The sequence below is a fragment of the Frankia sp. R82 genome (genome assembly GCF_023716925.1).
Lineage (GTDB): Bacteria > Actinomycetota > Actinomycetes > Frankiales > Frankiaceae > Frankia.
Genome location: NZ_JAMQQG010000046.1, coordinates 20,855 through 34,216, shown reverse-complemented (window position 1 = coordinate 34,216; position 13,362 = coordinate 20,855). Strand labels below are relative to the sequence as shown.

At 70.9% G+C, this 13,362-nt stretch carries 13 protein-coding genes; 5 read left to right on the top strand and 8 right to left on the bottom strand.

Annotated elements, in window-relative coordinates:
• Positions 1-65: 65 nt before the first annotated feature.
• The gene (locus ND747_RS11985) at positions 66-611 is read left to right on the top strand and encodes a PaaI family thioesterase (protein WP_251733598.1); all 546 of its coding nucleotides are present in this window, start codon (positions 66-68) and stop codon (positions 609-611) included.
• Between the two features lie 86 nt (positions 612-697).
• Here ND747_RS11985 and ND747_RS11980 read toward each other — a convergent pair whose 3' ends face one another.
• Entirely contained in the window at positions 698-2,908 is a 2,211-nt protein-coding gene (locus ND747_RS11980; protein ID WP_251733597.1) for a prolyl oligopeptidase family serine peptidase, read from the bottom strand.
• Between the two features lie 111 nt (positions 2,909-3,019).
• Between ND747_RS11980 and ND747_RS11975 the strand changes: the two genes are divergently transcribed.
• Positions 3,020-4,336 carry an MFS transporter gene (locus ND747_RS11975; RefSeq protein ID WP_251733596.1) on the top strand — a complete coding sequence of 439 codons (1,317 nt, stop codon included), beginning with the start codon at positions 3,020-3,022 and terminating at the stop codon, positions 4,334-4,336.
• 47 nt (positions 4,337-4,383) lie between these two features.
• Here ND747_RS11975 and ND747_RS11970 read toward each other — a convergent pair whose 3' ends face one another.
• Positions 4,384-4,521, bottom strand: coding sequence for a hypothetical protein (locus ND747_RS11970; RefSeq protein ID WP_251733595.1), 138 nt, complete (start codon positions 4,519-4,521; stop codon positions 4,384-4,386).
• 166 nt (positions 4,522-4,687) lie between these two features.
• Between ND747_RS11970 and ND747_RS11965 the strand changes: the two genes are divergently transcribed.
• Positions 4,688-5,980: a GAF domain-containing protein gene (locus ND747_RS11965; protein WP_251733594.1), complete on the top strand. Its 1,293-nt coding sequence runs from the start codon at positions 4,688-4,690 to the stop codon at positions 5,978-5,980.
• A gap of 542 nt (positions 5,981-6,522) precedes the next feature.
• Here the strand turns inward: ND747_RS11965 and ND747_RS11960 are convergent.
• The 3 genes from ND747_RS11960 to ND747_RS11950 form a co-directional block, all read right to left on the bottom strand.
• Complete coding sequence (locus ND747_RS11960) at positions 6,523-7,617, bottom strand: hypothetical protein (protein ID WP_251733593.1); 1,095 nt, start codon at positions 7,615-7,617, stop codon at positions 6,523-6,525.
• A gap of 172 nt (positions 7,618-7,789) precedes the next feature.
• Positions 7,790-8,293, bottom strand: a complete 504-nt coding sequence (locus ND747_RS11955) for a TetR/AcrR family transcriptional regulator (protein WP_251733592.1) — start codon at positions 8,291-8,293, stop codon at positions 7,790-7,792.
• A 43-nt stretch (positions 8,294-8,336) separates the two neighbouring features.
• Positions 8,337-9,821, bottom strand: coding sequence for an MFS transporter (locus tag ND747_RS11950; RefSeq protein ID WP_251733591.1), 1,485 nt, complete (start codon positions 9,819-9,821; stop codon positions 8,337-8,339).
• 149 nt (positions 9,822-9,970) lie between these two features.
• Here ND747_RS11950 and ND747_RS11945 point away from each other — a divergent pair, with 149 nt between their 5' ends.
• Complete coding sequence (locus ND747_RS11945) at positions 9,971-10,690, top strand: TetR/AcrR family transcriptional regulator (protein WP_251733590.1); 720 nt, start codon at positions 9,971-9,973, stop codon at positions 10,688-10,690.
• A gap of 51 nt (positions 10,691-10,741) precedes the next feature.
• Here ND747_RS11945 and ND747_RS11940 read toward each other — a convergent pair whose 3' ends face one another.
• Entirely contained in the window at positions 10,742-10,933 is a 192-nt protein-coding gene (locus tag ND747_RS11940; RefSeq protein WP_251733589.1) for a hypothetical protein, read from the bottom strand.
• Positions 10,934-10,963: 30 nt separating this feature from the next.
• Between ND747_RS11940 and ND747_RS11935 the strand changes: the two genes are divergently transcribed.
• Positions 10,964-11,443, top strand: a complete 480-nt coding sequence (locus ND747_RS11935; protein WP_251733588.1) for a YihY/virulence factor BrkB family protein — start codon at positions 10,964-10,966, stop codon at positions 11,441-11,443.
• A gap of 115 nt (positions 11,444-11,558) precedes the next feature.
• Here the strand turns inward: ND747_RS11935 and ND747_RS11930 are convergent, their stop codons facing one another.
• Positions 11,559-12,485, bottom strand: a complete 927-nt coding sequence (locus ND747_RS11930) for a glutathione S-transferase C-terminal domain-containing protein (protein ID WP_285900379.1) — start codon at positions 12,483-12,485, stop codon at positions 11,559-11,561.
• 24 nt (positions 12,486-12,509) lie between these two features.
• A complete protein-coding gene (locus ND747_RS11925) occupies positions 12,510-13,301 on the bottom strand; it encodes a TauD/TfdA family dioxygenase (protein ID WP_251733586.1) in 792 nt (263 codons plus the stop codon).
• Between the last annotated feature and the right edge of the window lie 61 nt (positions 13,302-13,362).

Below are 13,362 nucleotides of genomic sequence, written 5' to 3'. Positions count from 1 at the left end.
ATCGCAGCCAGTCGTGTTGTGTGGGTCCTATCACGAACCCACCCGAGGGGGCGGGGGCTGGAGGGATGGCGAATCGGGAGACTCCGGCGGGGGCGCCGCCGGCGGCGCCGACGACGGGGGACCAGCGGCGGCAGCGGACGTTCACCTGGGACGATCCGAGCGCCATCGTGGCCGCCGCAGCGGGCCGCAGCGGAGTGGAGGTCTTCGCCGCGATGCGCGACGGCACCATCCCGCTACCGCCGATCGCGCAGACCCTCGACTTCGACAGCTTCGCCATCGACGAGGGCGGCGCCACCTTCCAGCTGACGCCGCAGGAGTTTCACTACAACCCGCTCGGCACCGTGCACGGCGGCGTGCTCGCGACGCTGCTCGACACCGCCTGCGGCTGCGCCGTGCACTCCATGCTCCCGGCCGGCGTCTTCTACACGAGCCTCGATCTGTCGCTGAAATTCCTGCGGCCGGTCACCATCGGCACCGGTCCGGTGACCGCGCAGGCCGGCGTCGTCCACCTCGGTCGGCGTACGGCCCTCGCCGAGGGGCGCATCACCGACGCCGCCGGCAAGGTGTACGCCACCGCCTCCAGCAGCTGCCTGATCATGCGCCCGGAGTAGCGACTGCTCCGCTGCCCGGTCGAGTAGGGGGTCGGCCGGGTCCTGACCGCCCTCGCTCGCCCGGGCAGAACGCCGGCCTGGGCCGGCTATGGCGTCATGACGGCCCGCTCGGCGCCGAGGGTGTGCCAGAGGAACTCATACGTCAGCGCGGTGATGTGGGCGAGCTGCTCGTTGTCGGCGGCACCGCCGTGGCCGCCCTCGATGTTCTCGAAATAGCGGACGTTCTGACCGAACTCCCGCAGCCTGGCCACCATTTTGCGGGCGTGCCCGGGGTGCACCCGGTCGTCCCGGGTGGAGGTGGTGACCAGCGCGGCGGGATAGCGCCGGTCAGCGCGGGCGTTCTGGTAGGGCGAGTACTCACGCAGGAACGCCCAGTCGGCCGGGTCGTCGGGGTCGCCGTATTCGGCCACCCAGGAGGCGCCGGCCAGCAGCTGGTGATAGCGGCGCATGTCCAGCAGCGGCACCGAGCAGACGACGGCGCCGAACAGCTCCGGATAGCGGGTGAGCATCACGCCCATCAGCAGGCCACCGTTGGAACCGCCCTCGATGCCGAGCTGCTGCGGCGTCGTGATGCCCCGGGCGACGAGATCCCGGGCGACGGCGGCGAAATCCTCGTAGGCGCGCAGCCGGTTCTCCCGCAGTGCCGCCTGATGCCACCGGGGGCCGTACTCCCCGCCGCCGCGGATGTTCGCGACCACATAGGTACCGCCGCGGGCCAGCCAGGAGCGGCCGATCGTCCCGCTGTACCCCGGGGTCAGCGACACCTCGAAACCGCCGTACCCGTAGAGCAGTGTCGGCCCCGGCCGGGCTGTCCGCCCGGCCTCGCCCGCTTGCCCGGATGCGTCTTCCGGTCCGTGAGCGCCTGCCTGCCCGGAGGCGTCTGCCTGCCCGCGGGTGTTCGGGCCGATGACGGAATACGGGATGCGGGTGCCGTCGTCCGACACCGCGAAGTACTGGTGGGCGGTGAGGTCTTCGGCGGGGAAGAACGCCGGCGCCTGTTTGAGAATCTCCGGTCGCCCACCGGAATCCGCTCCGCCGGCAGCGCCGGCCCCGGCTGCGGAGCCGGAGCCGGAGCCGGAACCGGAACCGGGGCCGAGCTCGGCACGGTAGAGGGTGGCGGGCTGCAGGTAACCGCTGGCGGTGAGGAGATATTCGTCGTCGTCGTCCGGGTTGGTGTCGCTGACGTAGACCGCGCCGGTGTCCGGCAGGCCGGTCAGCGGGCTTTTCGTCCAGCCGTCCGGGCCGGGGGTGTGGACGGTGAGTTCGGTGCGGACGTCGCGCAGGGTGCCGACGATCAGATGGTGGCGCGTCCACGCGTGGTATTCGAGCGAGGTGTGCTCGTCCGGTTCGAACAGGACCTCGAAATCGCGCCGTCCGGTGAGGAAGGCGGCCAGCTCGAGGGCGAGCAGCGCTCCCGACGGGTAGACGTGCCCGTCCACCGCCCACTGCGAGCGAGTGGTGACGAGCAGCCAGGTGCGGTGGATCGAGCTGTGCGCATCGTCGGGAACGTCCAGTCGAACCAGCCCGGACGGGGTGCGCAGGTAGGTCTCGTCCCGGTAGAAGTCGACGCTGCGGTGAACGATGTCGTGTTCGTGGCCCTCGGTCGGGTCGTGGTAGGCGCCGACCGAGACGTCCTCCGGTTTGCCCTCGAACACGGTGACGGCCTCGGAAAGGTCGGTACCGCGGCGCCACTCCTGCACGATCCGCGGGTAGCCGGACGAGGTCAGCGAACCCTCGCCGACGTCGGTGCCGACGTAGATGCGGTCCTGGTCGATCCAGCCGACCGAGCTCTTGGCCTCGGGCAGCGTGAAGCCGCCGGCCACGAAGGCCTTGTCGACCAGGTCGAACTCGCGGATCACATTGGCGTCCGCGCCGCCGCGCGACAGGCTGACCAGCGCCCGCCGGTAGCCGGGTCGCAGCACCTGCGCGCCGTGCCACACCCAGTTCTCGTCCTCGGCGGTGGCGAGCGCGTCGACGTCGAGGACGATCTCCCAGTCCGGCTCGGCGGTGCGGTAGGACTCGAGCGTCGTGCGCCGCCACAGGCCGCGAGGGTGCGTCGCGTCCCGCCAGAAGTTGTACAGGTGCTCGCCGCGGCGCACCGGGTAGGGGATACGGTCGTCGGCGTCCAGCACCTCGCGGATCTCGGCGCGAAGGGCCGTGAACGTGTCGGATTCGGCCAGTTCGGCGGACGTCTCGGCGTTGCGTTCCCGCACCCAGGTCAGCGCCTCGTCCCCGAGAACGTCCTCGAGCCACTGGTACGGATCGTCGAGCAATCGGTACGCATCGTCGTCAGCCACGGCCCAAGTCTGCCCGAGCCGCGAGCCCACACGCCCGTGCGCGGGCGGCCAGGAGTGCGGACTTGGGCAACGTCACGTTGCCGATCCGGAGGGGGCGAGGACCACAGTGCGGTGGGCTCGGGTGATGACAGGGCGTTGCCGTTGACCGGCGTCAGGGCCCGACGGCCGGACGCGGCGCCCCGGCGGGCCCGGGTGGCCTGCATGATCGCGATGGTGGCGTTCGGACTGCTGGCCGGGTCCTGGGCGCCGCGGATCCCCGGGGTGCGCGCCGACCTGGGTCTTTCGAACGGCGCGCTCGGGGCGGCCCTGCTCGGCGCGCCGTTCGGTGCGGTCGCGACCATCTGGCTGACCGGCCGGGTACTCGGCCGCCTCGACAGCCGGGTCGTCGTGCGGGCGGCGCTCGTGGTGACCTGCACGGTCTGGCTTCTGCTCGCGGTCGCGGGCGACGTCGGTGAACTGTTCGCGGTCCTCGCGCTGTGGGGCGCGGCCAGCAGCGCCCTGGACGTCGCGCTGAACACCCAGATCGCCCAGGTCGAGCGGCGCTACGGCCGGCCGATCATGACGTCCGCCCATGCCGCCTGGGCTGCCGGGGCGCTGCTGGGCGCCGGCGTCGGTTCGGCCGCGGCCGGCCTCGGCATCCCGCTGGCCGTCCAGCTTCTTGGTGTCGGTGCGTTCTCCCTGGTCACGATCCTGCCCGCCACTCTGGCCATGCTCCCCACCGACCGGTTCACACCGGACATCCCGCCTCCGCCCCCGCCCGCGTCGGATGCCTCGCGCGCCCAGAGCTCTGGCCGACCGGCGTCGGAATGCTCCTCGGAGCGGATGGGCGTTCGGGTCCGGGTCGGGCGGGTTTCTCGGACGTTGGTGGCGCTGTGCGCGATGGCGTTCGGCTCGCTGTTGTGTGAGGGGGTCGCCGCCGACTGGAGTGCGCTGTACCTCGAGGAGGTGACCGGGGCCGCCGCCGGAGTGTCGGGCGTGGGCTATGTGGTGTTCAGCGGCTGCATGCTGGCGACCCGGACCATCGGCGACCGCGCGGCCGTCCGGTTCGGGCCGGACCGGCTCGTGCGCACCCTGGCCGGCATCGCGGCCGTCCTCTTCGGGCTGGCCCTGGCCACCGGCACCACCGGCGCGGGGACCGCCACCGGCATCCTCGGATTCGCCGCGGTGGGCACGGGCGCGGCCTGCGTCTACCCGTCCGGCATGTCGGCCGTGGCCCGGGTCGGACGGGCCGCCGGGACGTCCGTCGCGGCCTACGCGACCTTCGGCTACCTCGGCTGGCTGACCGGCCCCGTCCTGGTCGGCGCCCTGTCCGCGCTGCTCGGCCTGCACGCCGCGATGCTCGCCGTTCCACTGCTCCTCTCCATGATCGTATTTCTGGCCCCCGCTCTGACTGCCAGGGACGGCCACCGCCGCGGTGGGCAGCCGTGAGCCACAGGTGGGTGAATCCGTCGCTCACGCTGTCCAGCGGCGACGGCTCAGGCTCGCAGAAGGGTCACGAGTCGGCCGGACGGGGTGGTGGTGGCGTCCAGGTCGGTGCGTTCGGTGATGTCGGGGGCGGAGGGTCGGCGGTCGAACATGATGAGGGCTCCGGTGTCGAGACCGAGGGCGGCCACGGAGCTCACCTTCGCCTGCACACCAGTGGTGCGTACGCCATCGCCGAACCGGTGGAGCTGCTCGTCACATCGGCAGGTTCGTCCCCTTCCCGTAGGCTGGCCATCCGTCACCGGCGGGCACACCATCAACGCATCCTCCCGGTTCCCGGAAGGAGACAGTCACGCCATGACGGAGGTCTCGCACCAGCAGTCCATGGCGGCGGGTCCGGCGACTGCCGGGCAGGCCGTGCAGGGAGACCTGCGGGATCTGTTCGGGCCGTCCACCGCTGTGTTCGCGTCGCTGGCGGGCCCGGCCCACGTGGTCGAGACGGCGAACCCGGCCTTCTTCGCCGTGATCGGCGACGAACGGGTGGGCATCGGAACAACTCTCGCCGAGCTCGGGCCCGACCTGGCCGGGCAGGGTTTCCTCGCTCCGCTCGACCGGGTCCACCGCACCGGCGAGCCCCACACCGAGCGGGACGTGCGGGTCGTGCGGGGTTCCGGCGCGCACGAGCAGGAGGCGTTCTTCGACGTCACCTACGAGCCGCGACGGGACGCCGCCGGCACCGTGACCGGGATCCTGGTCATCGGCGTGGAGACGACCCAGGTCAGGCACACGCAACAGCTGATGGCCGAACAGCGCGCCCTGCTGGAACAGATCGCTCGCCAGGCACCCCTGCGCGAGGTGCTCGACGGGATGGCCCGCTGCATCGAGAACCTGGCCCCGCAGGAGGTGCTCGTCTCCGTTCTGCTCGCCGACCCCGACGGCGCGCAGCTGCGCCACGGCGCCGCGCCCAGCCTCCCCGACTTCTACAACCGGGCCATCGACGGGATCGCCACCGGGGAGGGCGTCGGCTCCTGCGGCACCGCCGCCCACCGGCGCGAACCGGTCACCGTCACCGACATCGCCACCGACCCGTTGTGGGACGACTTCCGGGACCTGGCCAAGCGGGCCGGTCTCGGCGCCTGCTGGTCCACCCCCATCCTGGCCCGCGACGGCAGCCTGCTGGGCACGTTCGCCATGTACCACCGCACCCCCCGCGTCCCGCAGGACAGCGACCTCGCCCTGACCCGGGTCTTCGCCGGCACCGCGGCCCTGGCCATCGAACGCCACCACAGCGAGCAGGCCCGCCGAACCGCCGAGGCACACGCCGAAGCGGCCCATGCCGAGCTGGCCAGGGCGGTACAGGCGGAACAACAGCTGCGCGCCGAGGCGGAGCAGCGCGCCACCGCCGCCACGGAACTCGCCGCCCAGATCCGCGCCGCCGCGGCAACCCACGCCAGCGCACCACACCCGAAGCACTGCCAGCTCGGCGGCACCCACGGATGCAGCGCGCCAGCCGAGCTCAAGGTCGCCGACCCGTGGGGCGACTCCGCGTGGGGCTGCCTCTCCCACGCCGAGGAAGCCATCCTCAACGTGCGCTCCGCGTTCATCGCCGACGAGGACCTGGGCGGCCTCGCCGCCTACCTGCACCGCTGAGCCGCCCGTAGGTCAGGAAGCCGAGGAGGACAGAGGTGGGGCCGGCCGAGGCAGCCGTGGGAGATCCCGGTCAGCTGACGTCGGCGGTGGCCGGCACCGGCGTTCGCGAACGCGCGAATCGCCTCCTGGCCGGCCGCCGCGGCGAAGAAGCCGCCGGTACCGACCCCGACTAGAGCGCGGGCCGGATCATGATCCTTCGGTTACGCCGTGGCTGACCGGGAGCGGTAAACCGAGCAGCCCACCGTCGCCACCCCCATCCTGGACAGCGACACCGCACCTACCTACCGGCCACTGGTGTCGCGATGGTGCGGATGCGCGAGCGAGCCTGCAGGTCAGCGCCCGTCGGCCGCTGGTGTATGGACCGCGTACAGCGGCTGCGAGCCGTCATCGCCGTCGACGACGCTGCCGGGCCGGTCTGCCGGGCCGGCGGACCGCGCCGACGTGCTGGTTGCGCTGGGCGAGGCGGGCAGCTTCGACGACTTCGGCAAACGGATGGGCGGGTGGGGGTGATGCTGGAGGACACTCGCGGTAGTAGCAGGCAGTTAGAGTCTGGCTGCCTGCCGATACTCTTTCAACCCGGTGTCATCCTGGTGGAAGAAATACTCGAGCAACGCCTGGAGATCGCCCGGATCGGGATTCTGCGAGTATGGTTCGAGGTGTTGGCGTATTCGGAATGTCCCATCGCCGGCGTTGTACATCGTGTACAGACCGATCTTGTGGCGGGTCGCCTCTGAGATCATGCCAGCGGGAAGCGGTAGGTCGTCGTTGTCGTCCGTGTCCACCTCGATGACCAGGTTCGGGAACTGGGCTACGCGGCCGTGAGCCACCGCCTCGTAGACGGACTGCAGACGGTGGGCCTCCACCGCACGTTTGATTTCGAAAGAAGAGACCGCGAGGTCGACCGAGGGAAGTAGATCGTAGGAACGCACTTCGACCGCGACCACGTCGGGACGCGTCCACTGCCCGCTCCCGCGAGCATAGCCACGGGGCGACGCCGTCACTCGCACGCGCCCAAAGGTGGGCGACATGGTGTCCATTTCGGCCTGGTACCAGTCGACGAAGGGCTGGTACAGCTCCGTTTCTCGGCTGGCCAGCTGCCCAGGGCAGGGGGAAAACAGACGGGGCTCTGGAGAGGCTGACCCGGAGACGGAGACTTCGACCGGTTGAAACTCGGGCTCCGCTGGCAGCGGGTCCAGGGCGACGCGGGCAACGGTGCCGCCACGGCCGCGGCCGAGACGAACGAGGTCGGCGCCCCTGAGTTCAGCAAGACCACTCTGGTAGCGGTCATTCGTCAGCCGGACAACGCTGCGCAGCTGTAGCCCACCGATAGCCGTGCCGTCTGGTACAAGACGGTCAAGAATCTGTGCCGCCTCCGCGGACAGTCCCGCCTCCGCGACCCGGCCCGTCGAAGAACGTCGGATACGACGCCCGTCCATCACTGCGTAGGTGGCGTCAATCAACTCGTCGACAGCGTTGGTGAACGAGGCGTCGCTCATCCCGAGCCGCTTGCGCAGTGGGCCGCAGTTCGACGGTTTCTCGTAGATCTCCGCGTATAACCGCGCCGCCGTGTTCGAAACCATTGTCGCCCCCAACCTGCGCCACCACTCGTGACACATCTCGTTGAGGAGGATAGACACCCACCATCTGCCCGCGGTCCACGGGGGGTGCCCTGGGTTTGGTGGAAGCCTGAAGCCAGTCAGCCGTAGCGAGCCGAACTGGCGTGTTTTCTGTCCGGGGCGGCAGCCACCCGGTCCTCTCACTGCAAAGATGCGGTGCGTGCCTGCGGCGGGGCGGTTCGCAGGCCGTCGATCATGATGGTGAGCAGGGCGCGTACATGGGCATCGCGTTCGGGGCCTGTTCCTTCGCCCAGGAGATCGCGCCGATCAGCGAGATCAGCTCGTCCGGGGCGAGGTCCGCCCGGACCGCGCCGGTCTGCTGGGCCCGTCGCAGCAGGGACGTGGCGGCCTGGGCGACGGCGTGGCAGGCGGCGTGCAGCGCGGAGTCCGCGTCCTGTTCGGTGAGCAGCGCCGCCGAGACGCCGTGGTAGGCGGCGACGTGGTCGACGAGATCGGTCAGCCAGTCGAACAACGCGCCGCCCGCGGCGTCGGCGGGAACCCCGAGCAGCGCGTCCCGGTTGGGGACGTGGCGAAACAGGGTGCCGGCGCCCACGCCGGCCCGGCGGGCCACCTCGTTCAGGGAGATGCCGCCGTTGCGGTTGGCGAACGCATCCCTGGCCACCGCGAGGATGCGGTCGCGGTGGCGGCGGGCGTGTGAGCGCAGCTGCCGTGGCGCGGTCTCCGCCTGGTCGGCCATGCGAACCCTCCCTGATCCGGCGCCCACGGCTGGGCCGGGTCGGTCAGGCGTCGGCGTCCGTGCCGATGGCAGTAGTGGTGATGGACCTCCCGAGCGGGATGTACCACACCAGGATGCCGATCACCGCGGCCGCGGCCGCGATGCCCACACCGCCCCGGAAAGCGTAGGTGACGCCTTCGGCCACGTCATCTCCCCGGGTGAACAGGGTCAGCAGCACGGCGAGGCCCAGCGAACCGCCGACCGACAGGGCCGACTGGAGCACGGCCGAGGTGATGCCGATCTCCTCGGGCGCCGTCTCGCCGAGCACGATCAGGTTCAACGGCACGACCGCGGCGCCGGCACTGGCGCCGAGCAGGATGATCGGCGCGAGGATGTCGGTGGCGTATCCGCTGGCGCTGTCGAGCCGGGTGAGCCAGAGCATCGCCAGGCCCATGACGACGAAGCCGATGATGGCCAGGGCCCTCGGGTTCACCCTGGTGAGAAGCTGCGGCACGAACCGGGCGGTGATCAGCAGCGCCACGCCGAACGGCAGGAAGGCAAGCCCGGTGACCAGCGGCGTGAGGTCCAGAACGCGCTGCAGGAACTGGGTCAGGAAGAACAGGAAGCTGGTCAGGGTGAACGCCATCAGCAGCAGGGTGACGAACGCGCCGGCGCGGTTGCGGTGAGTGAGGACCCGCAGCGGTAGGAGCGGCGACGCTGCCTGCGATTCCCGTAGGACAAAACCGGCCAGGACGGCGGCACCCCCGGCCAGACCCACGAGCGCGCCGAGGTCGCCCCACCCGGCGTCGGCGGCCCGGACGAAGCCGAACACCAGCGCGGTCATGCCCACGACGGACAGCACCGCCCCGGGCAGGTCGAGCGGCCGGCGCTGCCCGGGGCGGGGGACCACGGGCAGTACGCGCAGCGCGAGCAGGCCGACGAGCAGGCTGATCGGCGCGTTGATGAGCAGCGTCGCGCGCCAGGAGGTCAGGTCGGTGAGCACACCGCCGAGGATCATGCCGGCGGACGCGGCCAGGCCCGTCACCGTGGAGTACGTCGCGAACGCCCGCTGCTGGCGGGCACCGGTGAAACTGGTCGCCAGCAGCGCCAGACCCGCCGGCCCCGCCAGTGCCGCGCCGCAGCCCTGCACGACCCGGCCGGCCAGCAGCACGCCGAAGTCCGTGGCGAGACCGGCCAGCAGTGAACCGCCGAACAGCAGGGTCAGGCCGGCGAGGAACGTGCTGCGGTAGCCGAGCACGTCACCGAGTCGGCCGCCGAACAGCAGCAGACCGCCGAAGGCCAGCAGAAAACCGTTGACCACCCAGGACAGCGAGCCGGTGGACAGCCCCAGCGCGTTCTGCACGTCGGGCAGCGCCACGGCCATGATCGTGCCGTCGAGCTGCAGGACGAACTCGGCCCCCACGATGGCCACGAGCACGAGCCCGAGCCCGGTGGGTCGGGCCGTCTTCCCCGTGGGGGCCGTATCCACGACGGAGGTCGGGTCGGTGCTGCGCGCACCCGCGGTGGACGCGTCGGCATCGGTGGTCATCCGCATCTCCTTGCCCTGTGACGTCGTGAGGGGTCGGCGACTCCGACCGGTCTCGTCCCGCGAAATCTACACCGAGACTCGCCGAAAACTAAACCCTCTGGTGTAGTTTTCTTGGTCTGGATTACCAGGGGACGTTGTACGATCGCGGCATGGCCGGCACCGAGCACCGCCCGATCTCGCGGGGGCGGGTCGCCAAGCGGGAGGCGATCCTCGAGGCTGCGATGCGGGTGTTCGCCCAGGACGGCTACCCGGCTGCCGGGATCGACCGGATCGCGACCCTGGCCGGAGTCTCGAAGCCGACGGTCTACAACCACTTCGACGACAAGGAGTCGTTGTTTCGCACCGTGATGCGCGACGGCGCCCGTCGATCGGCCACCAAGATCACCAGTGCGTTCGACACGCGGTTCGGGGCGGCCGACGACCCGGCCGGCCGGCCCGATATCGCCGAGCAGCTCGCCGAGGTCGCGTTTCTCGTGCTGGACTGCCAGCTCAGCGATGAGGGATGGACGCTGCAACGGCTGTTGTACGCCGAGGCAGCCCGGATGCCCGACCTGTACGACGAGGTCGTCGGGCTCGGCGGGGTGCCGGTGCGCAACGCGCTCGCCGGCTGGCTCGCCCGGCTGGCCAACCGCGGGCTGCTCGAGATCGAGGACCCGGAGGTCGCCGCCTCCCAGTTCATGGCGCTCATCGCCGGCGACCTGCCCGCGATGAGCGCGTTGGGTACCCGTCCCATCAGCCGGTCCGCCCTGGTCGCGGCGGTCGACGGCGGGGTGCGCACGTTCCTGCGCGCCTTCGCGCCCCGCCGCAGGTCCCGGGCGGTCCAGGTCCGCCCGCCGGCCACCTCCGCGGGCCCGTCCACCGTCGGTTGAGCAGACCGTGAACTGGGCGGTTTCGAAGGGAGAGGATCCGCGGGAGGTGGCCTAGCGCGGTGTCACTGTCGTCGGGCCCGCCTCCTCGATCCTGGTGAAGCGGTTGGGGGGAACGGGCAGGCCGAGCGGGGTGCGGAAGGTCCCGTCCGGGTACTCCCGCCGCACAAGCCCTCGCTCCTGCAGGATCGGCACGACGTGGTCGACGAAGGTGCGCAGCCCCTGGGGCATCGCCTCGAGCAGCATGAAGCCGTCTGTCGCGCCGGTTTCGAACCAGTGCGCCAGTCGGTCGGCGATCTGTTCGGGAGTGCCGAGGAACTCGCCTACTACGCCGCCACCCCGATCGTCCCGGGCGTGCTGGTTGCCATCAGACTGATCGACCTGCTCCTCGGCGAGGCACACACCCGCGAACTCGGCCGCTCGCTCCTGACCTTCGTCTACCGGGTGGTCGGCCCAGGCCGGCCAGCCTGGACCGCGACGCTGTGCGCGGCGGGAGCGACCGGATCCTTCGTCGCGGGGTTCCTGCAGGGATTCGTGCTCTTCCTGTCGTTCACCCTGGATCTCGGACTGCCGTTCGGCGGTTTCTCACCGGTGGGCGCGGCCGTCGCGGTCGGCTTCTGGCTTTTCCTGCTCCACCTCATCGTCCTGGTCGGGTACGGACCCACCCTGCGACTCGGCGAGATGCGACTCGGCGAGAACCGCAGCGGATCGGCGTGCGCCACACCGACGAGCCATGGCCTTCTCCGTACTCGGTGAGTCATGTGCGGCGCTTGCTGCCGGCGCCGGACGTCCCATCTCAGCCGAGGATGGCTCCCGGCGCCCGCCGCGAGTTCGTCGCGCCGGCCGGGCGAGCCGTGGGGTGGCCGGACAGTCAGCCGGTCGCCGTGGGGGTGTCCCAGCCGGGCGGGACGGTGGGGTCGGCGAAGGTGGTGACGTCGGTCGTCGCCCGAAAAGCGGGCAGCTGGTAGAGACGGCGGGCGTACGCCCACAGGTTCGGGTGGTCGAGCTGCTCCTGCCCGTTTGCGCGGCCGGGGTAGCGGGCCAGGGTGACCCACAGCCGGAGATCCGCCTCGGTGAGCTGGCCGCCGACCAGGTAGGAGGTGTCGGCGAGCCGGCGGTCGAGCCGGGCGAACGCGTCGAGCAGCGCGGCGCGGGCCGTCTCGTCGTGCGCGGCCCGGTGGGCGCCGCGGTTCACCGCGGGGCCGATCCAGGAGTCGAGTTCGGCGATCTCGGCGCGCAGCTGCTCGGGGTAGAGGTCGGCGCCGTTCGACCAGGCCGTGAACTGGGTGGCGAGATCGATGCCGAGGGTGGCGAAGTCGTTGCTCACGACCCGCTGTGTCTCGCGGTCCCACAGGGTGGGCACGGAGACGTGGCCGTCGAAGCCGGGTTCGGTTGCCTCGTAGGCGTCGCGCAGCAGGGTGAACCCGTTCACCGGGTCCGGGCCGTAGGTCTCCCGGAACGCCCAGCCGCGGGCGTCCCGGCTGTTGTCGACGTAGGAGACGCTGATGACGTCATCGAGCCCGTTGAGGGCGATCTGCAGCGTGACCCGCTGTGCCCACGGGCAGAACCAGCCGGAATAGACGTGGTACCGCCCCGGCTCGGCCCGGTAGCCGCTCGATCCGTCCGCGGTGAGCCGTCCGGTGAACCGGTACAGCGGCCGTGGGTCCGCCGGATCCTGGTTGATCGTGTACGCGCCGTACGTGGCGACGTCGGTGGGGCTGGCGTAGCTGGCACTCGTCGTCTGGGCCACGGCTTGTCCTCCCTGTTCCGGTGGGGGTGCGTGCTCCTGGGCGGGCATGCTGCCGGGGGTGTGGTGCGTCGGTCAGCCGCCGATCACCTTGCGGTAGACCCGTGGGCCGTCGTAGTCGTTGACCGCATAGTGCCAGGTGGCGAGATTGTCCCAGACGACGAAGTCACCCGGCTGCCAGCCGAAGCTCACCGTGTAGTTCGGCGAGGAGGCGTGGGCCAGCAGGAACGGCATCAGCGCCGCGCCCTCCGCCGCGCTGATGGCACCGGTCAGTCGCAACGCCGAGGAACTGAGGAACAGCCCTTTACGGCCGGTGTGGCGGTGGGTGCGCACCACGGGATGCTCGACGGTCTCGGTCACCGGCGGTCGCTTGTAGGTGCCGTCGCCGGGATAGGCGTTGTAGACGGCACTGACCGATTCCAGCAACTGGCGAAACGGTTCGGACAGGCCGTCGTAGGCCGCCTGCAGATCCGCCCACAGGGTGCGACCGCCGATGTCCGGTACCACCTGGTAGGTCAGCGACTCGAGGTGGAACGGCGGGGTGCGCCAGGTACCGCCGACATGCCAGGCCGAGGCTGCACCCGCCTTCTCGAGTTCGAAGGTGTAGACCAGCCGGTTGTCCGCATGGCGGAGCAGCCAGCTGGGATGGTCGAACGGTTCGTCGAAGATCTGCACGGCCCGCACGTGGGTATCGGGGGAGAGGTTCTGGCCACGGAACACCAGAACCTTGTGCGCCCAGAAGGCCGCGCGCAATGCCTCGGCGGTGGCGTCGTCGACACCGTCGGCCAGGTTCACACCGACTATCTCGGCGCCGAGGACGGGACTGGCCGGGCGGACCTCGTAGGGTGCGGTACGGATGACGGTCACCGTGTCCCCCTCTGCGTGGGATGCGACGTCGGACACATCGGTCGGCCCGACGTTAACCCCA

Bases quoted from the DNA above. Each gene is read 5' to 3' on its own strand.
- ND747_RS11945 (WP_251733590.1), top strand. From the start codon at position 9,971: ATGGCCGGCACCGAGCACCGCCCGATCTCGCGGGGGCGGGTCGCCAAG.
- ND747_RS11955 (WP_251733592.1), bottom strand. From the start codon at position 8,293: ATGGCCGACCAGGCGGAGACCGCGCCACGGCAGCTGCGCTCACACGCC.
- ND747_RS11950 (WP_251733591.1), bottom strand. From the start codon at position 9,821: ATGACCACCGATGCCGACGCGTCCACCGCGGGTGCGCGCAGCACCGAC.
- ND747_RS11930 (WP_285900379.1), bottom strand. From the start codon at position 12,485: ATGCCCGCCCAGGAGCACGCACCCCCACCGGAACAGGGAGGACAAGCC.
- ND747_RS11965 (WP_251733594.1), top strand. From the start codon at position 4,688: ATGACGGAGGTCTCGCACCAGCAGTCCATGGCGGCGGGTCCGGCGACT.
- ND747_RS11940 (WP_251733589.1), bottom strand. From the start codon at position 10,933: ATGCTGCTCGAGGCGATGCCCCAGGGGCTGCGCACCTTCGTCGACCAC.
- ND747_RS11985 (WP_251733598.1), top strand. From the start codon at position 66: ATGGCGAATCGGGAGACTCCGGCGGGGGCGCCGCCGGCGGCGCCGACG.